At 57.9% G+C, this 19,828-nt stretch carries 19 protein-coding genes; 10 read left to right on the top strand and 9 right to left on the bottom strand.

The window, feature by feature from the left end; all coding sequences use genetic code 11:
• Nucleotides 1-23 precede the first annotated feature (23 nt).
• From coaE to pilB, 4 genes are all read right to left on the bottom strand, one after another.
• Nucleotides 24-632, bottom strand: coding sequence for a dephospho-CoA kinase (gene coaE / locus LG327_RS17155; RefSeq protein WP_404363783.1), 609 nt, complete (start codon nt 630-632; stop codon nt 24-26).
• A 231-nt stretch (nt 633-863) separates the two neighbouring features.
• A complete protein-coding gene (locus LG327_RS17150) occupies nt 864-1,751 on the bottom strand; it encodes a prepilin peptidase (RefSeq protein ID WP_404363781.1) in 888 nt (295 codons plus the stop codon).
• Between the two features lie 150 nt (nt 1,752-1,901).
• Entirely contained in the window at nt 1,902-3,122 is a 1,221-nt protein-coding gene (locus LG327_RS17145; protein WP_404363779.1) for a type II secretion system F family protein, read from the bottom strand.
• Between the two features lie 13 nt (nt 3,123-3,135).
• Nucleotides 3,136-4,848, bottom strand: a complete 1,713-nt coding sequence (pilB, locus tag LG327_RS17140; RefSeq protein ID WP_404363778.1) for a type IV-A pilus assembly ATPase PilB — start codon at nt 4,846-4,848, stop codon at nt 3,136-3,138.
• A gap of 373 nt (nt 4,849-5,221) precedes the next feature.
• On the opposite strand from pilB, the gene LG327_RS17135 reads away from it, so the two are divergent.
• From LG327_RS17135 to cysQ, 3 genes are all read left to right on the top strand, one after another.
• The gene (locus tag LG327_RS17135; protein WP_404363776.1) at nt 5,222-5,683 is read left to right on the top strand and encodes a pilin; all 462 of its coding nucleotides are present in this window, start codon (nt 5,222-5,224) and stop codon (nt 5,681-5,683) included.
• Nucleotides 5,684-6,187: 504 nt separating this feature from the next.
• The gene (locus tag LG327_RS17130; RefSeq protein WP_404363774.1) at nt 6,188-6,628 is read left to right on the top strand and encodes a pilin; all 441 of its coding nucleotides are present in this window, start codon (nt 6,188-6,190) and stop codon (nt 6,626-6,628) included.
• Between the two features lie 166 nt (nt 6,629-6,794).
• Entirely contained in the window at nt 6,795-7,559 is a 765-nt protein-coding gene (gene cysQ / locus LG327_RS17125; RefSeq protein WP_404363773.1) for a 3'(2'),5'-bisphosphate nucleotidase CysQ, read from the top strand.
• Nucleotides 7,560-7,620: 61 nt separating this feature from the next.
• Here cysQ and wrbA read toward each other — a convergent pair whose 3' ends face one another.
• Nucleotides 7,621-8,220, bottom strand: a complete 600-nt coding sequence (wrbA, locus tag LG327_RS17120; protein WP_404363771.1) for an NAD(P)H:quinone oxidoreductase — start codon at nt 8,218-8,220, stop codon at nt 7,621-7,623.
• A gap of 338 nt (nt 8,221-8,558) precedes the next feature.
• On the opposite strand from wrbA, the gene rfaH reads away from it, so the two are divergent.
• On the top strand, nt 8,559-9,044 hold the full coding sequence (rfaH, locus tag LG327_RS17115) for a transcription/translation regulatory transformer protein RfaH (RefSeq protein ID WP_404363770.1): 486 nt from the start codon (nt 8,559-8,561) through the stop codon (nt 9,042-9,044).
• Nucleotides 9,045-9,052: 8 nt separating this feature from the next.
• Here rfaH and LG327_RS17110 read toward each other — a convergent pair whose 3' ends face one another.
• From LG327_RS17110 to LG327_RS17095, 4 genes are all read right to left on the bottom strand, one after another.
• Nucleotides 9,053-9,433: a nucleotidyltransferase domain-containing protein gene (locus LG327_RS17110; RefSeq protein WP_404363768.1), complete on the bottom strand. Its 381-nt coding sequence runs from the start codon at nt 9,431-9,433 to the stop codon at nt 9,053-9,055.
• Complete coding sequence (locus tag LG327_RS17105) at nt 9,420-9,848, bottom strand: nucleotidyltransferase substrate binding protein (RefSeq protein ID WP_404363767.1); 429 nt, start codon at nt 9,846-9,848, stop codon at nt 9,420-9,422. The genes LG327_RS17110 and LG327_RS17105 overlap by 14 nt, the downstream gene beginning before the upstream one ends.
• Before the next feature lie 67 nt (nt 9,849-9,915).
• Entirely contained in the window at nt 9,916-10,188 is a 273-nt protein-coding gene (locus LG327_RS17100; RefSeq protein WP_404363766.1) for a DUF2442 domain-containing protein, read from the bottom strand.
• A complete protein-coding gene (locus LG327_RS17095) occupies nt 10,169-10,327 on the bottom strand; it encodes a DUF4160 domain-containing protein (protein ID WP_404369520.1) in 159 nt (52 codons plus the stop codon). The genes LG327_RS17100 and LG327_RS17095 overlap by 20 nt, the downstream gene beginning before the upstream one ends.
• Nucleotides 10,328-10,881: 554 nt before the next feature.
• Here LG327_RS17095 and cysC point away from each other — a divergent pair.
• From cysC to LG327_RS17065, 6 genes are all read left to right on the top strand, one after another.
• Nucleotides 10,882-11,514 (top strand): adenylyl-sulfate kinase, encoded by a 633-nt coding sequence (cysC, locus tag LG327_RS17090; protein WP_404363764.1) that lies wholly within the window; start codon nt 10,882-10,884, stop codon nt 11,512-11,514.
• Between the two features lie 4 nt (nt 11,515-11,518).
• On the top strand, nt 11,519-13,285 hold the full coding sequence (locus LG327_RS17085; RefSeq protein WP_404363763.1) for an SLC13 family permease: 1,767 nt from the start codon (nt 11,519-11,521) through the stop codon (nt 13,283-13,285).
• Nucleotides 13,286-13,579: 294 nt separating this feature from the next.
• Nucleotides 13,580-15,079: a capsule assembly Wzi family protein gene (locus tag LG327_RS17080; protein ID WP_404363762.1), complete on the top strand. Its 1,500-nt coding sequence runs from the start codon at nt 13,580-13,582 to the stop codon at nt 15,077-15,079.
• A 209-nt stretch (nt 15,080-15,288) separates the two neighbouring features.
• On the top strand, nt 15,289-17,940 hold the full coding sequence (locus LG327_RS17075) for an SLBB domain-containing protein (protein ID WP_404369517.1): 2,652 nt from the start codon (nt 15,289-15,291) through the stop codon (nt 17,938-17,940).
• A 169-nt stretch (nt 17,941-18,109) separates the two neighbouring features.
• Entirely contained in the window at nt 18,110-18,484 is a 375-nt protein-coding gene (locus LG327_RS17070; protein ID WP_404363760.1) for a GxxExxY protein, read from the top strand.
• Nucleotides 18,485-18,542: 58 nt separating this feature from the next.
• On the top strand, nt 18,543-19,487 hold the full coding sequence (locus tag LG327_RS17065) for a Wzz/FepE/Etk N-terminal domain-containing protein (RefSeq protein WP_404363758.1): 945 nt from the start codon (nt 18,543-18,545) through the stop codon (nt 19,485-19,487).
• Nucleotides 19,488-19,828 lie beyond the last annotated feature (341 nt).

The raw sequence follows: 19,828 nt of genomic DNA, 5'->3' as shown, positions 1-19,828 counted from the left end.
GTGTCTCTGAAATGGTGTTGGGTTCAGGAATAGAGCGCGACGAACCGCTCGTGCAGAGACTGGACCTGGTGGCTGATCTCGCCGATGGGTCTGTCGTTGTCAATGATATCATCAGCCCGGCTCAGGCGTTCTTCCCGGGGCATCTGGGCCGCTATGATGCGTTCAATCTGCTCCCTCGAATTGGCATCCCGTCCCATGGCCCGCTCGATCTGAACCTCCACTGGCACGTCCACCACAACCACCCGCTCCGCCAGCTGTTGCTGATCGGTTTCCAGCAGCAGAGGCGACACCAGCAGCACATAGGGCAGGGCATAGCCCTCCGGCTTCAGCTGCCGGGTGAGCTCCGACCGGATGACGGGATGCAGCAGCTTTTCCAGCCATTCACGCTCGCCAGGGTTCTCAAACACGATGGATCTCAGGGCTGCCCGGTCAAGGGCGCCGTCGTCATCAAGAATGGATGCCCCAAAATGCTCCGCGATTCTCTCCAGAGCAGGCGTGCCAGGCTCAACCACCTCCCTGGCCACATCGTCCGCATCCACCCAGTGCACCCCCAGCTCGCCGAACAGACGTGCCACAGTGGACTTGCCGCTTCCGATGCCGCCTGTGAGGCCAACAATAGCCGGTTCAGTCATACGTCGCCTAGTAAGTTAAAGCAGTCATTTTTGCCACGAAATCCACGAAATCCACGGAAAAAGAAAAGAAATGATAGCCACGGACGTGAGGAGGGGGTCAGATCAAGCCTGATCTGACCCCCGGGTGACCCCCCTGGGTGCCTTTGTCCGTGCTGGTCCGTGTCGTCCGTGGCCAAATTATTTTGATCTTTTCTTTTTCCGTGTTCTTCCGTGGATTCCGTGGCCAACCCATCAAACCCCAAGATAACCATACCAGGCCGCCTGGATCTCCGGCCCAAACCACAGGCACAGCAAGCCAGCCGCGGCCAGGTAGGGCCCGAACGGAATTGGTACTTCCCGCCCATGGCGTTTGAATACAATCAGGCTGACCCCCACCACAGCACCAACCACTGAAGACAGCAGTATGACAGCCGGCAGGAGCTGCCAGCCCAGCCAGGCCCCCAGGGCCGCCAGCAGCTTGAAATCGCCGTGCCCCATGCCTTCTTTTCCGGTCACCAGCTTGAACAGCCAGTACACAGACCACAGAGCCAGATACCCTGCCACCGCACCCCAGAAAGCACTCTGGAAGTCCGCCAGTATGCCAAAATAATTAAGGATCAACCCCAGCCAGAGCAGGGGCAGGGTGATGCTGTCGGGCAGTAGCTGGGTGTCGAAATCGATCACCGTCAGAGCAATCAGCGCCCACACCAGCACAAGGGCCCAGAGACCTGCCAGGGTCGGGCCGAATATGAAAATGGTCACCAGGGAGAAAATCGCGGTCACCGCCTCGATAATCGGATAACGGGCAGAAATCGGGCTTTTGCAGGAGGAACACTTCCCCCTCAGGACCAGCCAGCTGATAACAGGAATATTCTCCCAGGCCCGGATCTGGTGGCCACAGGAAGGACAGGTAGAGCGAGGAAAAGACAGAGTCATCCGCTCGGGCGGCTTCCTGTCCTTCTCCGGAAGCTCCAGGAATTCCTCACACTGGCAGCGCCAGTCCTGCTCCATCATCTTTGGCAGGCGCAGAATCACCACATTGAGAAAGCTGCCAATGCAGAGGGAGAAAAGGGCGACAACTGGATAAAGTAGCCATGGGGTGGCTGCCAGTATGTCAAGCAAAGTGGCTAGATTGGACATCGATTAACCATGTAGTGGGGATTTGTTGCTCACAGACCGCGAAGCTGACGAGACAGGCAGGGGGCCCCGCAAGGGGTCAGATCAAGCCTGATCTGACCCCCGACTCTTTTTTCCGCGCCCTTCCGCGGATTCCGCGGCAAAACAGGTTTTCTAACCAACCACCTGACCCATCTGGAAGATAGGCAGGTACATGGCAATGATCAGGCCGCCCACCAGCACGCCCAGAACAGCCATGATTACCGGCTCCATAAGTGCCGTCAGGTTGTCCACCATGTCGTCAACCACATTCTCATAATGGTCTGCCACCTTGGAGAGCATCTCGTCGAGATTACCGGACTCCTCACCGATGGCGGTTAACTGGACAGCCATGGCAGGGAATACATCCGCGTGTCTCATTGCTGTCTGAAGCTGGGTGCCACTGGACACCTCATCTTTTATCTTCTGGATTGCATCCCGGTAGACCGCATTGCCTGTGGCGCCGGATACGGAATCCAGGGCATCCACCAGGGGCACGCCGGCTGCAAAGGTGGTTGCAAGCACCCGGCCAAACTTGGCAACTGCAGATTTATCCAGAATTTCACCCACCACAGGCACTTTCAGGACCACCCGATCCATGACGTCCGAAAATTTTTGCGATCGTCTATTGGCCTCCTTGAAAAGATAAAGCGTGCCGACGATGCCCAACAATACGACAAACCACCAGGCCTGCATCCAGTCGGATAATCGCACCACCATCTGCGTAAAGATTGGCAACTCGGCCCCGAAGCCCTGAAACAGGCTTTCGAATTGCGGTACCACTTTTATCAGCAGAATCGCGGTAACAATCAGCGCCACCACGATGATGGCGATTGGATAGGTCATTGCTTTCTTGACTTTTTTCTTGAGGAGCTCGGTTTTTTCAAGATAATGGGCAATCTTGTCGAGCATCTCTTCCAGCGCACCGGCTTTCTCTCCCGAATCAACCAGGTTGCAGTAGAGGTCGTCAAAGTGCCTCGGGTGCTGGCGGAGGGCCCCCGCAAAGCTTGTGCCGGAAGCCACATCATTGCGGATAGCGGCCACCAGTTCCTGAAGACCCTTGTTTTCAAGGCCGTCCATGACGATGTCAAAGCTCTGCACCAAGGGGACGCCGGCTTTCATCATGGTGGCAAGCTGCCGGGTAAACATCGCAATATCGAACGGCGTTACCTTTTTGCTCCCGCCAAAAAGGGGCTTTGCTTTCTTTTTTACCTTCTGCGGAATAATGCCCTGCTTGCGCAGCTGGGCCTTCACCAGGGCGAGGTTGGTGCCGTTCATCTCGCCCTTGGCTGTGTTGCCCTTGCGGTCTTTTCCTTCCCAGACAAACGCTGAGAGTTTTTGAGCTTTTTCTGCCATGGTTATTCCTATGTCAGCCTGTCACGCGGTTGGCTTCTTCCAGACTGGTCACGCCCTGGATGACCTTTTCCAGGGCGGACTGCCGGAGATTCTTGAAGCCTTCCGCTTCGGCCTGTTTTGCAATCTTTATGGAGCTGGCCTCTTCCATGATCATGTTTGCCAGGGCTTCCGTTATCTTGACCACCTCGTAAATCCCGACGCGACCCTTATATCCCATATTGCATTTATCACAGCCCTTGGGGCGGTACAACGTGAAGCCTGTTTCAATTTGTGCCTCTGTGAAGCCCTCCTCCAAAAGCACGTTGCGGGGCACCTCCAGAGGCTCCTTGCAGGAACACAACCGGCGGCCAAGGCGCTGGGCAATGATCAGGCTCACCGACGTGGCAATGTTGAATGAGGGAACACCCATGTTCATCATCCGCGTGAGTGTTTCTGCCGCACTGTTGGTGTGCAGGGTGGATAGAACCAGGTGGCCGGTCTGGGCGGCCTTGATGGCGATATTGGCGGTTTCCAGATCACGGATCTCACCCACCATGATGATGTCCGGGTCCTGGCGGAGAAATGCCCGCAGGGCTTCCGCAAAGCCAAGGCCAACCCGAGTGTTTACGTTAACCTGGTTGATGCCTTCCAGGTTGATCTCCGCTGGGTCCTCCGCGGTGGATATGTTGCGCACCGGTGTATTGAGGATGTTCAGGCCTGTATAGAGGGAGACGGTCTTGCCCGAACCGGTGGGCCCTGTAACCAGGATCATTCCCTGGGGCTGCTCCAGCGCCTCCAGATAGAGTTTTTTCTGCTCCTCATCATAGCCAAGGGCGTCAATGCCCATCTTGGCCTGGCTGGGATCCAGTATCCGCAGAACGATCTTTTCCCCCCAGAGCGTAGGCAGGGTGTTCACCCGGAAATCGATGGCCTTGGTTTTCGACAACTTCATCTTGATGCGGCCATCCTGAGGCACACGGCGCTCGGAAATGTCCAGCTGCGACATGATTTTCAGCCGCGCGGAAATTTTCGGTGCAAGCTTGATGGAGGGCCTGGATATTTCCTTGAGCATACCGTCTGTCCGGTACCGGACCCGGTAGGTTTTCTCATAGGGCTCAAAGTGAACGTCGGAAGCGCCGCCACGGATGGCGTCAAGGAGCATCTTGTTTACATACTTAACGATAGGGGCGTCATCAACGTCGGTATTTGCGACGGTTCCCGACTCTTCGTCAGTATCTCCTGCCTCGGTCTCCACCCCCTCAAGGTCTGAGTCATCCAGATCGCCCATGGTGGTGTCGGTGGACTCCAGGTACTGATCAATGCGCTCCCGGAGCCTTGCGTCGTCAACCAGAATGGCGTCTGTGCTGAGCCCGGTATTGAACTTGATCTCGTCCAGGGCCTGAATGTTTGTCGGGTCCGATACGGCGATGAAAAGACGGTTGCCCCGCTTATAAAGGGGGAGCGCGTTGTGCTTCCGGATGAGTTTTTCGTCCACCAGCTTGTCCGGCATCATCTCCGGCAGAAAGCTGCTCAGGTCCAGCACCGAGACCCCGAACTCCATGGCAGCAGAGAATGCCAGGCCCCGGCTGTCCGCCAGCTTGTTCTGGACGAGATAGGTGATAAGGGGAATCCGGTTGCTGGATGCCTGAAGGAAGGCATCTTTTGCAGTGGCTTCGTCCAGAAGGCCGTCATCCACGAACCTGCGGGCAAGTCCGGTCAGAGTTACGTTGCTGTTGTTGGTTGCCATAGAAATCAGGGGGTGTCCGCTAGTGGCTGGGGAGGTCAGATTCAGGTTCACAGAGTTTAGATGGCTCCCGCGGGTTTTAAAAGCCGAAGTCGCCTGTGTCGGGCTTATTGCGCAGACGTTGTCAGTCTATGCTTAGGCTGGAGTGACAAAATTTGTCAGATGCCGACCGGTGACGTCAGCGTGTGCAGTCACTTCCTGTTGCTGAAACCAAAACAGTTGGCCCGGGAGATCTGGTTTCACAGGGGTTCCCAGTATTCCGAAAAGTTGGCACGTAGGCTGCTTTGCTATCTTCAGGCTCAAACGGTTCGGGTTCAGCTCGACCGATACCCGGGCCAGCCAAAGCGTCAAAAACGACAATCAACGAGGTCAAATCATGAAAGACATTCGTATTAACCACGCCCAAAAGGGTTTCACCCTGATCGAACTGATGATCGTTGTTGCGATTATCGGTATTCTGGCAGCAATCGCGATTCCGCAGTATCAGGATTACATTGCCCGTTCACAGGTTTCCCGCGTAGTGGGCGAGGTTTCTTCGGTTAAGACTCAGGCTGAAGATCTGTTGATGAGAGGGAAGTCTCCAAATGCCACTCCCGGCGATGCGGAGTATGTTGGCTATGACGCTACTCGTTCTGATCTCGTGGACGCTTTCGCTGTCACCGATTCTGGCAATGGCGACGTGACCATGGCGGCGACTATTGGTGGCAACGCATCAGTGTCTGTGGCAAATGCCGTTGTGACCTATAGCCGGACAGTAGAGGGTATCTGGAGCTGTCAGATCACTAGCGTTCCCGGCGCCTGGAAGGTTAGCTACGAGCCGAGCGGCTGCCCGCAGTAAAGTGAGGGTCGGAATAACGGCTTAGCTGACCAAAAGAAACCCCGCCTTAGCGCGGGGTTTTTTGTTTGGTGCGCCAGGCATGGCGCGTAGTGCCTTGACTGGCGCTGTTCCGGTACAGCTAGTGCTGGCCGGATGTGGGGTGTAAGTCTCCCGTGGGCCCGGCAAGGGTGTCCATCGCGAGATGGAATCTGAAGGAAGCCGCAGGCAAAGCGCTGGCCTGACGAACAGGAATCGCATAAGGCGGTCACACCGGGTAAGGCGGCCAATATCGTCAAAGCCCTGTACTTGCATAGAAGGTGTGGACGTAGATGCGGCAGGCATAAGTGCGAAGGTCACGCGCCTCACCCTTGGAAGTCTGGTTCTCTGCCACTGTGCTACTTACTCACACTGCTCGATATGGCGGGAGTTGGCCAGCAGCCAGACTGAGGTTCATCAAGCCAAATGTCTAATTGGCCTGAACTTTGCGTAGATCAGGGAAATCGGTAATTAGTTGGGCTGTCACGCGTGAGAAAAAACACCGGCTCCACACTCATTGAACTGATGATCGTAGTCACGATCATCGGCATCCTTGCCGCCATAGCGATCCCCTCCTATCAAGGCTACATCGCCAGTTCCCAGGTAAACAGGGCCTACGGGGAGCTTTCCTTTTATAAAACCGGAGTGGAAGAACAGCTGGGCAAAGGCGTTACCATTATCAGTAATGCAGACCTGGGTTACGTTCCCTCAAGCATAACTACGGGCAATGCAGCAGCAGACATTGTCGTGATGAACGCTGACAGTTCGGGTCACCTTCAGGTGACTCTGGGGGGCAATGCCAGTCCTCAGGTGTCAGGAGCTGTCATCCGACTGGAGCGCACCAGTGCTGGCGTCTGGAGTTGTGTGCTGGATACGACTGCTGCACCCAGTTGGCGGGACATGCATCGGCCACTTTCCTGCGCCCCATAGAGCGGAAGGAGGCAGATTCTTCAGTCAGGGCCGGCGTGGGAACTGCCCGCCCAGGTTTTCAGCTTCCTTCCCGTTTTGATCATATCCTGCGCTCTCCCCCTGGTCACCTCACGGCACCCAATGGTATAGAATGGCCCCTTTCTGATCCGAACCCACAAGGACAACCATGAACTACGCCTCCCTACTCCCCGATGTCCTAAAAATCGCCGAAGCCGCAAGCCAGAAGGTGCTGGAAATCTACCGTACGGACTTCAAGGTGGAGTTCAAAGAAGACAAATCCCCGCTGACCGCCGCGGATACTGCCTCCCACGATGTAATCGACGAGCGCCTGCAGCGCCTGACGCCCGATATCCCCATTCTGTCCGAAGAATCCGCCAACGCCCCCTGGAATCAGCGTCGCCACTGGCACAGATTCTGGCTGGTTGATCCGATTGATGGCACCAGGGAGTTCACCAACAGATCCGACGAGTTCACGGTGAATATCGCCCTGATCGAGAATGGCATTCCGGTTCTGGGCGTGGTCACTGCGCCGGCTCTGGGGGAGGTGTTCTGGGGGGTGAAAGGCGAGGGCGCTTTCAAGCGGGAAAGCGACGGCCGGGAGCGGCGCATCAGTGTAGTGGTGCCGCCCTCCGCAAAGCGGGTGGTGGCCAGCAAGAGCCATCTCAACGAAGAAACCCGCGCCTTCATTGAAAAGCTGGGGGATCACAAACTGGTGCAGGCCGGCAGTTCCCTGAAATTCTGCCGTATTGCGGAAGGCAAGGCGGATATCTACCCGCGCCTGGGCCCAACCTGCGAATGGGACACGGGTGCCGCCCATGCGGTTCTGAGCGCAGCCGGCGGCAAGGTGGAGACTCTGGACGGCAAGCCGCTGCTTTACGGCAAGGAAGATGTCTACAACCCGAACTTTGTAGCTTCCGGCAAGTGGTACTGAAAAGGGCCAGACCTGCAGAGAGTCCGTGCGCCCGGCAAGGACTCTCTGCAGCAAGGATCTCCTAGCCGAACAGCTTCACCGCCAGTTCCGCCACGTGTTTCCCCTGGAACCGGGCAATGGCCAGTTCCCGCTCGTCCGGCTGGCGTGAACCGTCACCTCCGGCCATGGTCGTCGCGCCGTAGGGCGTGCCGCCGCTTACCTTCGATATATCAAACAGCTCGGGAGTGCCGTAGCCAATGGGCACCAGCACCATGCCGTGGTGGGACAGGGTGGTCCAGGTAGAGGTTATAGTCTGCTCCTGGCCGCCGCCGGTGCCCGTGGAAGCAAATACGCTGGCGAGCTTGCCGAACAGCTTGCCCTTGACCCAGAGGCCACCGGTCTGGTCGAAAAAGGTCCGCACCTGGCCGGACATGTTGCCGAAACGGGTCGGAGTCCCGAGGATAAGGGCATCGTAATCCGCCAGCTCTTCCGGCCTGGCCACCTCGGCCGCCTGATCGGTTTTGCCGCCGGCCTTTCTGAAGGCCTCCGGGTCCATGGTTTCCGGTACCCGCTTGATCACCACTTCAGCGCCAGAAATGCTTTTTGCTCCCTCGGCGACTGCCTCCGCCATGATTTCCATGTGGCCGTACATCGAATAATACAGAACCAGAACCTTTGCCATGATCAGACCTCCTGAAGGACTGTGTTTGAGCGATATTCAGTGCCGGTATGTTAAAGCCGGGCGCAGGCGGCATGAAATCGGAAGATTTCGATGCGAACTGTCAGAATAACTGATGGGGAGCAGGTTGGGGCCGTATCGTTGTGCGAGTCTCCCGCGGCCAGTAAACTTGCAGGCCTTCCCTCTTTAATATGTTCAGCTTTCATAGGTTCAGCGCGGCGCTGTGCCAGTGCAGAATCTGGATCCCTGGAGACGTCTATGCCCTGTTCAGCCAAATGCGTCATCGCGCTCAGCGCCCTTTCTGGCACTGGTGAAGATCTGCGCCCTGAGGTAACGCTGGCATGACCTGGTACGCCCTTCAGCTAAAACCCGCCCAGGGCAACCGGGCTCTGGAAAACCTCCAGAATCAGGATATCGCCTGCTTCTACCCGAAAGTCACGGTGGAGAAGGTCCAGGGGGGCAAGCGGGTAAAAAAGCTTGAACCCCTGTTTCCCGGCTACCTCTTTGTGAATCTGGAGCAGACCGACCCCATGTGGGCCAAGCTCCGTTCCACCCGGGGAGTGATAAGAATCGTCAGCTTCGCCAACAAACCGGCTCCCATTCCGGATGACATCATCCAGCACATCAAAAACAGCCTCGACAGAGTCGCAGAGCAGGGCGGCATAAAGCCCGGCCAGGCCGTAGAGCTGGAGGAAGGCCCCTTCAAAGGCATCAACGCCATCTTCCAGGCCTACGAAGGCGAAGAAAGAGCCATCGTGCTGATCAGCTTCATGCAGAAGCAGCAGGCCGTAAAAGTACCCCTCTCCGCCATCCGTCGCCAAAGGTAGGGGTCAGATCAAGCCTGATCTGACCCCTCACTTTGCTCCCGCTCCCAAAAACACACACCCACTCGCTGGATATGCTCCCGCAAACTCTCATTATCAATCTGATCGTACAGCGAGAGGTCTGTTTTCCAGGGTAGCAGGAGGTCGTCAATTTCCTGTTCGATGTCCAGTAGTTCCTGCCAGTCAATTTCTCTGCCATGGATGGTCAGATCAATATCCGAGCCGTTGCGAAAAGTACCCATTGCACGTGATCCGTAAAGAGTGACTTCCCGGACCCTGGGGTGACTTCTGAAAACGTCCTGAAGCGCCACGATGGCTTTCTCCGGCAAACCGGATTGATCGGCAAGGCGGCCGGGCGAGTGCGCAATCGTGCGGGTGCTATCCAAGCTCATGGCGCTCTGCCTGCTCAGTCATCACCTTTTTCAGATCGACAAACAGGCCGTGGTAATGCCCTTTGATATTGTTCAGGATGGCCTCTGCAGTTTCTTCATTATAGGTGTGCGACGTCCGGTTGCGGTCCTGCAACATATTCATCCACTGCTGGCCATCTCCGATCAGGCCAGCAGAGAAGGCCTCCCGGATCGTATCCCGGGAGCCGGTTAGCTGAGCGACGCCCTGCCACTTCAGGTAATCGCTCAGGGTATTCCAGGCTAATTCCCAGGTATATTCAAAAGCATGGATCACCCCCTGTTTCTCAAGTCTGGAGAGTTCTCTCTCCGTCATTAAGAGGACGGCCTCGTCAAGCTGCCCGGAGGCTTTACGATAATTCTGAAAATCCTGATGCCAGCCAACGTCCCGGTTGGTCATGGGCTGCCTCTGATTTGAAGTGAACCGCCTGTGCGGAGCCGCACGCAGAGTGTTGTGGGGCTGGGGGCTAAATACCGCCGGCTACCCGATCAGGTGCTGGAGCGCCACGAAGTAACCCTTCAGTGCTGAGGTCTTCGTCCAGATCAGGCCAGTGGATTCCGTACCCGCCGCCGCATAATTGCCAATTGCCGAGCTGCTCCCTGGAGGCCCGGGCGAGACGCGGATACCATTCAACAGGAACTGAAATCCGGCGACCGTCCTTGAGGCCGACAGCCAGGAATTCATCAGTAAACTCAACCGACTCCACCCGTTCATCTGCATTAAGTGCCAAAGTACCCATTCCAGGCCTCCAAAAACGCGGTTTGGTTAGATTCTACAATAGCTCTGATTTTGCGTAACTCATAGGCCGGAAAACCGATATTCCGGGCGAGGCCCACTGGCTGAATCCAGAACTTGGCAGAACAGTCATCACGATCCACGTGCACGTGGGGCGGCTCTCCTGGTTCATGGCTGAACCAGTAGAAGCGATATGGTCCTTCTCTGAAAACTGTTGGCACTCAAACCTCCCTTGTTCGTGCACCTAGAAGCCTGATCTGGCCCCCTCACTCCAAGCTACACCACCACCACCACCGCCCTGGCCCGCCCGCCGGGGTCAGATCAAGCCTGATCTGACCCCGAACTCCCTCTCCCCGCACCCGGGCCCAACTGGGGGTCAGATCACGCCTGATCTGACCCCGCTCCCGACCTGAGCCTGCCGCCACAGCCAGCGCCACCGGCCCCGCCAATCCCCGGGGCCACAACCCGGCGACCCAACCGGGGGTCAGATCACGCTTGATCTGACCCCTCACTCCCGCCCTCGCTCGGCACACTTTCCGCCCCCGCCCCAAAAGGGTATATTGCTCCCTTTGTTCAGGGCAGGCCTGCTCGCGGTCAAATCCGGGCCAAAGCGGGGTCAGATCAGGCGTGATCTGACCCCTGACTAGCTGACCCTTGCCTGACAGGCTGCCCCCATCTCCGAAAAGGAACTTCCATTTTGTCCACCGACATCGTCTGGCACGACCACAAGATCACCCGGGCTGAGCGGGCCCACACCAAGAGCCAGCGGCCCTGTCTGCTCTGGTTTACCGGCCTGAGCGGCTCCGGCAAATCCACCGTTGCCAATGCCCTGGATGTGGCGCTGCATCAGCGGGGTTATCATACCTTCCTGCTGGATGGGGACAACGTCCGCCACGGCCTGAACAGGGATCTGGGGTTTTCCGATGCAGACAGGGTCGAGAACATCCGCCGCATTGGCGAGACCAGCAAACTCTTCACCGATGCCGGTCTGATCGTTCTCAGCGCCTTTATTTCGCCCTTTGCCGCTGACCGCCGCATGGTGCGCAACCTGTTTCCGTCAGGCGAATTCATTGAAGTCTTCATGAACACCCCATTGGCAACCTGCGAGGAACGGGACCCAAAGGGCCTTTACCAGAAGGCGAGGGAAGGCAAGATCAAGGACTTCACGGGTATCGACTCCCCCTATGAGACGCCGGCCCGCCCGGAAGTATCCCTGGATACCTCCACCCTCAGCATCGACGACTGCGTTGAAACCCTCATCGGGTACCTGCTGAGCCGGAACATGATCCTCAACAGGACAGACGCCCCCCAGGGCCGGCCGGGAAGCTGAACCCATGACATGGGAAGCCGTTCTTACCCTGATGACCCTCGGGGCGGTGCTGACGTCGCTGATACTGACGCGCGTGGCGGCGGATCTGGTCCTCATGGCCGCCCTGGTCTTTCTGGTCATTACCGGCATACTGGGGCCGGCCTCTGCCCTCGTGGGCTTTGCCAACCCCGGGGTAATCACCATAGCCACCCTTTACGTGGTGGCGGCGGGCCTCAAGGAAACCGGCGCCGTCCAGTGGATCGCCCGGCGCCTGCTGGGCCATCCCAAGGGCGTAACCGGCGCCCAGTACCGCATGCTGGTGCCCACCAGCCTGCTCAGCGCCTTCATGAACAACACCGCCGTGGTGGCCATGTTCATCCCGGCCATCCAGGACTGGGCCCGCAGGCTCAACATCTCCGCCTCCAGGCTGCTGCTTCCCCTCAGTTACGCCGCCATTCTTGGCGGCACCTGCACCCTCATCGGCACCAGCACCAATCTGGTGGTGGACGGCATGCTGCAGACCCGCACGGACATCCACCTGAACCTGTTTGAAGTAGCCTGGCTGGGCCTGCCGGTTCTTGCGGTCGGCGGGCTTTATCTCGTGTTCTTCGCCCATCGCCTGCTGCCGGACAGGGGCGGCGTCAGCGAGGAGCTGGATCAGGTGCGGGAATACGGCGTTGAGCTGGAAGTGGACGGCGCAGGCCCCCTGACCGGCAAGACCATCGCCGAGGCCGGCCTGCGACAGCTCACCTACGGTTACCTGACGGAAATTGACCGCCAGGGCCGGCTGATCACCGCCGTCGAGCCAGACAGAACCCTGCAGGCCGGGGACAAGCTCTATTTTGTGGGTGCTCCCGAATGCGCCAGCGAGCTCCGCCGCATCCAGGGCCTCAAACCCGCCAGCGGCAGCGCCCACAAGCTCGACATCGCAAACCATCAGCGCTGCCTCGTGGAAGTGGTGCTGGGGCCGGAGTTCCCGGCACTGGGCAAAACCATCCGGGATTCCAGGTTCCGCACAGGCTTCAATGCGGTCATCCTGTCCGTCTCCCGCGGTGGCAGGCGGGTACCCGGTAAACTCGGTGACATCACCTTCCGCATGGGAGACACCCTGCTGCTGGAGGCAAGCCAGCAGTTCGCCGAGCAGTACCGCTTCCGCCGCGACTTTCTGCTGGTAAGCGCCCTGAACGACTCAACACCCCCGGATTTCCGCAAGGCGCCCATGGCTCTGGGCATACTGCTGGGCCTGGTGCTGCTGAGTGCCTCCGGCCTGCTGAGCATCATGGAGGCAGCCTTTCTGGCTGCAGGCGCCATGATCGGGACCGGCTGCATCACCGCCAGCCGCGCCCGACGCAGCCTGGACCTGCCGGTACTGGTGGTCATAGCCGCCTCTTTTGCCCTGGGCAACGCCCTCACCGAAACCGGCGCCGCCCAGACCATCGTCAGCCAGCTCATGGCGTTCGGGCCCCTCACGCCCTGGGCGGCCCTGGCCATGGTCTACCTGCTCACGGTGGCCTTCACCGAGGTGATCACCAACAACGCCGCCGCCGTGCTCATGTTCCCCATCGCCCAGGCCATTGCCGAGCAACTGGAGGTCAGCTTCCTGCCCTTTGCCATAGGGGTCATGTTTGCGGCCTCCGCCAGCTTCATCACCCCCCTGGGCTACCAGACCAACCTCATGGTGTACGGCCCGGGCCGTTACCAGTTCTCCGACTACATCAGAGTAGGGGCGCCCCTGAGCCTGATTGTTGGCATAACCTCCCTTCTGCTTATTCCGCAGATATGGCCGTTCTGATAACCGTTCTGATACAGAGACCGGCCCGTCCTTTTGTTTAGCGTGCGTTAACTTATGTTTTTTAACCACGCGGGATAGAAACTCTACATTTAATTGTCGTCCGCCATGCCGTAAACTTCGTCCTCGCGTTTTGCACGCCTTGTGGCCCGAATCGGATATGGAACCTGGCCCGCGGAACAAACGTCATAACTCCTGGTCTCAGCATGCACGGAATCCGGCCCCCCTCCGCTTTATCCTGACTGGATCTTTACGGGCGGGTGTGGGCTATTCCATCTGATGAAGGAAAAGCAGTAGATGTCCTCAAAACACTGGACCCGGGTCGGTGGGGCGGTAGCGTGCCTGATGCTTTTTTCCCAGGCTACTTTTCTTGCCGCCGCGCCCTGGCTTGAACCCGGCGATCCCCGGGCCCGTCACGCCGTTCAGAAACTGGCGGACCGCGGCCATCTCGACCGCACGGTAACCACCTGGCCCATGATGTGGGGCAGCCTGGCAGATGGCATCGACACCGGCCGCACAGCCGCTGATGCCCCCTCCGTGGCAAACGCTCTGGCCTACCTGCGATTCGAGGAAGAAGCCCAGGCACCCCAGGGCTTCCGGGCCGAGCTGGACATAGCTGCAACCTCTGACCCTGCATTCATTCGCGGCTTCGCGGATACGCCCCGGGAAAAAGGCACGGCCACCCTGGACCTCCAGTGGCAGGGCGAGTTCTGGGCGCTCGGTTTGAGCCCGACTTTGGCACGGGATCCTGAAGACGATGAAAATCTACGTCTCGACAACACCTACCTGGCCAGCACGGCTTACAACTGGGTTCTCGGTGCCGGCGCCATCGACCGCTGGTGGGGCCCGGGCTGGCAGTCCAGCCTTATCCTCTCCAACAACGCCCGGCCCATTCCTGCTGTCTGGCTCAATCGCAAGAACTCGTACGAGCCGGAAACCCCCTGGCTTTCATGGCTCGGCCCCTGGCAGTTCACGGTTTTTGCCGGCCAGCTGGAAGAAGAGCGGGCGGTTTCCGACGCCAAGCTGCTGAGCATGCGCCTGACCATCCGTCCAATAGACGGCCTGGATATCGGTTTCACCCGCGCCATCATGCTGGGCGGGGAAGGGCGCCCCGAAGATGCATCAACCCTCTGGAACGCACTGATCGGCCGGGATAATGGCCAGGCCGGGCAGGATAAGGACCCGGGCAACCAGCTGGGCAGCATTGATATTCGCTACGGCTTTGCACTCGTTGAACAGAGCATGGGTCTTTACACCCAGATGATGGGCGAAGACGAAGCCGGAGCCTTCCCCTCCCGCAAATCCTGGCTATTCGGGGCAGACGCCACCACCCAGCTTTTCGACTCAGACCAGCAATGGTTCGTGGAATACGCCAACACCACAGCCGATGACCTGATCAGCGACGCCATACCCAACATCACCTTCGAACACAGCATCTACCGCAGTGGTTACCGCCACCAGGGCCGTACCATGGCCGCCAGCATCGACGGCGACGCAGAAGCCGTAACCCTGGGCGGATTCAACTTTTTCAGCAACGGCAGCAACCTCGGCGCCTCCCTGACCTACGCCAACCTCAACCGGGACGGCACAACAAGAACCGTCGTAACCGATGACGACATCTTCTACAGCGTCCCCACAGACGACCAGAAAATCGTCCAGGCAACCCTCAGCTACGGCACCCAGTTCCTCAACGGCTGGCTCGACCTGAATGCCAGAGCCACCGACAAAGAAATAGAGCTCATCGGCGGCGAAAAAGATCAGTTCTCCGTAGGCGCCAGCTGGCGGTATCGTTTCTAGCCAGGCTTTAAAGAAAATACGGATTTGCCGCGGAAACCGCGGAAAGCGCGGAAGAAAAGACTTAAAAATAAATATTCTTCGTTTTGTTTTCTATTTTTCCGCGCCTTCCGCGGTTTCCGCGGCCAAAAATGCTTTTCACCCAACTCCGGACCCAAAACCCCGTGAACCTGACCCAGAAGTTCCTCCTGACCCTGACGCTCCTGCTCCCCATGGCAGTTACCGCCCAGTCCATCAGTCAGTCCCAGATTGACCAGTTCAAGTCACTCCCCAAGGCCCAGCAGGAATCCCTTGCCCGCCAGTATGGGATAGACCTGGACCAGATCACCGGCGGTAGCCAGCAGCAGAAGCGGCCCCAGCAGGTGGAGTTGATGAACAGGCCAACCGACCGGGAATCAGAGGAAGAGCAGGACAAAAAGGAAAAGGAAGAGCGGGAAGAAAAGGAGGACCGCAAAAAGAACGGTGGTCTTGAGCCCTTCGGCTATGACCTGTTCGCCGGCCAGCCCAGCACCTTCGCCCCTGTCACCGAAATTCCAATCCCTCTGGATTACATTCTGGGCCCGGGGGATGTTCTCAAGGTTCAGCTCTGGGGCAAGGAAAACCAGCAGCTGGAACTGCCCATCTCCCGTGACGGCACCATCAGTTTTCCCAACAACGCCCCGATTTCCGTGGCTGGTCTGAGCTTCGATGAAGCCCGCCAGCAGATCAAGAAACTGGTGTCCGAGCAGTACATCGGTGTTCAGGCCAGCGTCGGCCTGGGCGAACTCCGCAGCATGCGGGTGTTCATACTGGGGGAGGCCCGCACACCGGGCGCCTACACCGTCAGCTCCCTGTCCACCATCACCAACGCCCTGTTTGTTTCCGGCGGCATCAAGCGCAATGGCTCCCTGCGTAACATCCAGCACAAACGCAACGGCAAGGTCGTGGCGGAGCTGGATCTCTACGATCTTCTGCTCAAGGGCGACACCTCAAACGACCGCCGCCTGCAGCCAGGGGACGTCATCTTCATCCCGCCGGTGGGCACCCGCGCCGGCATCGACGGCGAAGTCTATCGCCCGGCCCTGTATGAGCTGAATGGCACCACCAGCCTGCAGGAACTGGTCCGGCTGGCCGGTGGGCTCACGCCCCAGGCCTACCCCCAGCGCGTCAAGATCGAGCGCACCAACGACGACTTCCTACGCATCATCGCCGAAGCGGACCTCACCTCTGCCAAAGGCCAGCAGAGCCGTGTAGAACCAGGTGATCGCATCCAGGTGGCCTCCATCGCCGATATAACCGGCCAGTATGTGGCAATCAGTGGCGCCGCCACCCGCCCCGGACGCTACGCCTGGGTACCCGGCATGCGCTTCAGCTCATTGATCGGCTCCCTGCAGTCAGATCTGGACCCGGTTGCTGACCAGAGCATCGCCCTGATCGTGCGCACCAATCCCGAGAACGACCGGCTGTCCACCCTCACCGTGGACCTCCGTCAGGCCGTCAGAAACAAAGGAACAGAATCCGACCTTCTGTTGCAGGAAAAGGACGAAATCCTCATCTTCGCGGATCTTTCCAAAGCCGATCTCAGTGACCTTGAAAGTCTCGGCCTGAAGGCCAAAAAAGAAGGCCTCGAGGTTGAAGAGGAAGAAAAGGAGAGCCGAAGTCGAAGTGAGTACGAGAGCAAGGAAAAGAGCGAAAGGGCAAAAAGGCAACAGTTATTGAGTCAACTCCATTTTTCTGATGAAAAACTGGAGGAACTGGACGAGTTCGACAGGGAAAGGCTGGAGCGCCTGGAAAACCTCCGCGACTGGCAGCGGGAAAAACTGCTTGAACCGGTAATCACCCGACTGGAAGCCCAGGCCACGCCAAAGGCGCCCATGCAGACCATAGAGGTGAACGGCGAAGTACGCTTCCCGGGCCGCTACCCCATGCCCCAGACCCGTTCCGTTGAAGACGCCATATTCATCGCCGGTGGCCTCAGGGATTCAGCTTCCCTGCTCACCGCCGAGCTTGCGCGCTTCGAGCAGGACCCGCAGGGCGACGGCCGCACCCAGATACTGCAACTGGACCTCACCCAGGGCCTGACAACCATCGACGTCAAGCTGGAAAGCCGCGACCAGTTACTGATCAAGCCCATCCCGGCTTTCGCTACCCGCAATACCATTCAGCTGCAGGGGGAGGTGCGCTTTCCGGGTGAATATACCTTCCAGAGCGGTGAATCCCTCAACGACGTTATCCGCCGTGCCGGTGGACTGACTGACAACGCCTTTCCGGAAGGCGCGGTATTCACTCGTGAAAAACTCCGCGAGCGTGAAGCCGAACGCCTGAAGGAAGCTGAAGAACGCCTGCAGAGCGACCTGCTGGGCGTACAGCTGGAAGGCGACAGCTTCGGTGGCCAGAGCACCCAGCGGCTGGGCCAGGTCCAGAACCTGCTGGAAGACGTCCAGAGCGCGCGCCCCGTCGGCCGCATGGTCATCAACCTCCCGGCTGTACTTCAAAGCGGCGAATATCCAGCCATCCGCCTGCAGGACGGCGACCGCCTGACCGTACCGACCATACCCCAGGCCGTCAGCGTATTCGGCGAAGTCCAGTTCCCCACCAGCCATCTCCACCGGGCAGGTCTCACAGTTGACGATTACCTGGAACGCAGCGGCGGCCCCACCCGCCAGGCAGATGCCGAAAGAATCTACGTCATCAAAGCCGACGGCTCCGTCCTCCTGCCCCAGGAAAGCCGCTGGTTCGGCGGCCGCAGCCAGCAGCTCTCCGTGGGCGACACCATCATCGTCCCAATCGACGTAGACCGCATCAACCAGCTGGAGCTCTGGACCAACGTGAGCCAGATCGTCTACCAGATGGCCCTTGGTGCTGCTGCAGTGGGTAATCTTTAAGGACTGAATATTAGCCACGGAATCCGCGGAAGGGCGCGGAAGGAAAAGAAAAAAGCATTGGTTGCGGGAGGGCGCTGATTTAGAAGACACCCACAATCCCAGCTAATTTATTTCATTTCCTTTTTCCGCGTACTTCCGCGGATTCCGCGGCAAAAAAAGGGAATCAAACATGCTCAGGGATGAGGAGCTGACTTACCGGATACGTGGCTGTATCTATGAGGTTTACCGCCAGTTAGGCCACGGCTTTCTTGAGAGCGTGTATCAGAAGGCGCTAATTGCTGAACTCCAGGCCAGAGGGATGGGCGTTCAGGAGGAGCTTCCGGTTAACATCTTCTACAAGGGCCAGGATGTAGGGCTTTTCAAGCTGGATCTGGTTGTGGAAAACCGAGTAGTTATCGAACTGAAGGCCCAAAAAGTTCTGCCATTGGGTGCTGAAGCTCAGTTGATCAATTATTTGAAAGCTACAGGTATAAAGCTTGGCCTCTTGGCGAACTTCACATACCCGAAAGCCTCTGTAAAACGAGTAGTTTTAGAAAAATCTTAACTTTTCCATCTTTTCCTTCCGCGTACTTCCGCGGATTCCGCGGCAAAAAAAATCATTTATGAACCAAACCCCAGAACACCAAACCTACCCAGACGACGAAATAGACCTCCGCGAACTCTTCGCCACCCTCTGGCGCGGCAAGTGGATCATCATCGCCATTACCTCCATCTTTGCCGTGGCCGGCGTGGCATACGCCCTCTCCCAACCCAATATCTACCAGGCCAATGCACTTCTCGCGCCTACTGATGGCGGAAACGGCGGTGGGCTAGGCGTTCAACTTGGCGGTCTGGCCAGCCTTGCGGGCGTGAATCTTGGCCAGGAAGGGGCCGACCAGACCGTAATCGCCAAAGAAATCCTTCAGTCCCGGGCCTTCCTCACCGACTTCATCCACCGCCACAACCTGAAAGTGCCCCTGATGGCTACGGAGAGCTGGAGCATGGAGCGGGAAGAGTGGGTCCATAACCGCGAGGTCTACAATCCGGACACCGGAGAGTGGGCAATCTACAACGGGGAAACTCTTGAGCCCACAGACTGGGACATGGTCAAAAAATTCCGTGAGAAACACCTGAGTGTCAGTGAAAAAAAAGACAACGGCATGGTAACCGTGAGCGTAAAAAGCCTGTCGCCAGTCGCAGCCAAAAACTGGACCAACTGGCTAGTGCGTGACATCAATGAACACATGCGGAAACGGGACGTAGAGGAAGCGGAGGCAAGTATCAGTTACCTGGAAGAGAAGTTGAACGAAACCAACATCTCTGGCATGCAGCAGGTTTTTTATCAGCTGATTGAGAGCGAAACCCGGACAGTTATGCTAGCCAATGCTCAGGAAGAGTACGTCTTCCAGACGGTTGATCCGGCGGTGGTTCCACAGGAGAAAAGCGAGCCCCAAAGGGCACTGATTGCGGTGATAGCCACCACGCTTGGCGGCATGCTTGGGGTCTTCACCATATTCTTGCTCGCATTTATCCGGCTTGGCAAAGAGCGGGATAGAGACAAAGATTAAAGTTGGATTGGCCACGGACGCCGCTAAAGACATAAGGTGCCCTTATCGGTTTTAGAAAAAAATTAATAATCACGTAGTTAAGTTTTTGGATTTCTGCCTTTAGAAAGCCTGTTTTTAAAAAGCCGAGCAATAATTTGGTAAAGTGCGTTTGCAGCTATGGAAACCCAATCAGGTCCATTTCCCACGTCGGGAGATGACTTGCCAAAAATTCTCATTGATTGCGATCCAAAGCCATCCTCTAGGTTGGCCAAAGACTGAGCTGAAAAGCTGCCACACCATATCAGCGCCCACATTCGCGAGCACGACCTACAAGAAGCTAACGCCTGCATCGCCTATCTGGA

It is taken from the genome of Marinobacter sp. (genome assembly GCF_044799475.1).
Classification (GTDB): Bacteria; Pseudomonadota; Gammaproteobacteria; order Pseudomonadales; family Oleiphilaceae; genus Marinobacter.
Note: the sequence above shows the minus strand (reverse complement) of the source record. Positions and strands in the feature narration are given on the sequence as shown.

Excerpts from the sequence above, each read along its gene's own strand:
- cysQ (WP_404363773.1), top strand. The coding sequence starts at position 6,795 with ATGAACTACGCCTCCCTACTCCCCGATGTCCTAAAAATCGCCGAAGCC.
- LG327_RS17075 (WP_404369517.1), top strand. The coding sequence starts at position 15,289 with ATGGCAGTTACCGCCCAGTCCATCAGTCAGTCCCAGATTGACCAGTTC.
- LG327_RS17110 (WP_404363768.1), bottom strand. The coding sequence starts at position 9,433 with ATGAGCTTGGATAGCACCCGCACGATTGCGCACTCGCCCGGCCGCCTT.
- LG327_RS17145 (WP_404363779.1), bottom strand. The coding sequence starts at position 3,122 with ATGGCAGAAAAAGCTCAAAAACTCTCAGCGTTTGTCTGGGAAGGAAAA.
- rfaH (WP_404363770.1), top strand. The coding sequence starts at position 8,559 with ATGACCTGGTACGCCCTTCAGCTAAAACCCGCCCAGGGCAACCGGGCT.
- LG327_RS17070 (WP_404363760.1), top strand. The coding sequence starts at position 18,110 with ATGCTCAGGGATGAGGAGCTGACTTACCGGATACGTGGCTGTATCTAT.
- LG327_RS17150 (WP_404363781.1), bottom strand. The coding sequence starts at position 1,751 with ATGTCCAATCTAGCCACTTTGCTTGACATACTGGCAGCCACCCCATGG.
- coaE (WP_404363783.1), bottom strand. The coding sequence starts at position 632 with ATGACTGAACCGGCTATTGTTGGCCTCACAGGCGGCATCGGAAGCGGC.
- LG327_RS17080 (WP_404363762.1), top strand. The coding sequence starts at position 13,580 with ATGTCCTCAAAACACTGGACCCGGGTCGGTGGGGCGGTAGCGTGCCTG.
- wrbA (WP_404363771.1), bottom strand. The coding sequence starts at position 8,220 with ATGGCAAAGGTTCTGGTTCTGTATTATTCGATGTACGGCCACATGGAA.
- LG327_RS17100 (WP_404363766.1), bottom strand. The coding sequence starts at position 10,188 with ATGGGTACTTTGGCACTTAATGCAGATGAACGGGTGGAGTCGGTTGAG.
- LG327_RS17135 (WP_404363776.1), top strand. The coding sequence starts at position 5,222 with ATGAAAGACATTCGTATTAACCACGCCCAAAAGGGTTTCACCCTGATC.
- LG327_RS17065 (WP_404363758.1), top strand. The coding sequence starts at position 18,543 with ATGAACCAAACCCCAGAACACCAAACCTACCCAGACGACGAAATAGAC.
- LG327_RS17105 (WP_404363767.1), bottom strand. The coding sequence starts at position 9,848 with ATGACCAACCGGGACGTTGGCTGGCATCAGGATTTTCAGAATTATCGT.
- LG327_RS17085 (WP_404363763.1), top strand. The coding sequence starts at position 11,519 with ATGACATGGGAAGCCGTTCTTACCCTGATGACCCTCGGGGCGGTGCTG.
- pilB (WP_404363778.1), bottom strand. The coding sequence starts at position 4,848 with ATGGCAACCAACAACAGCAACGTAACTCTGACCGGACTTGCCCGCAGG.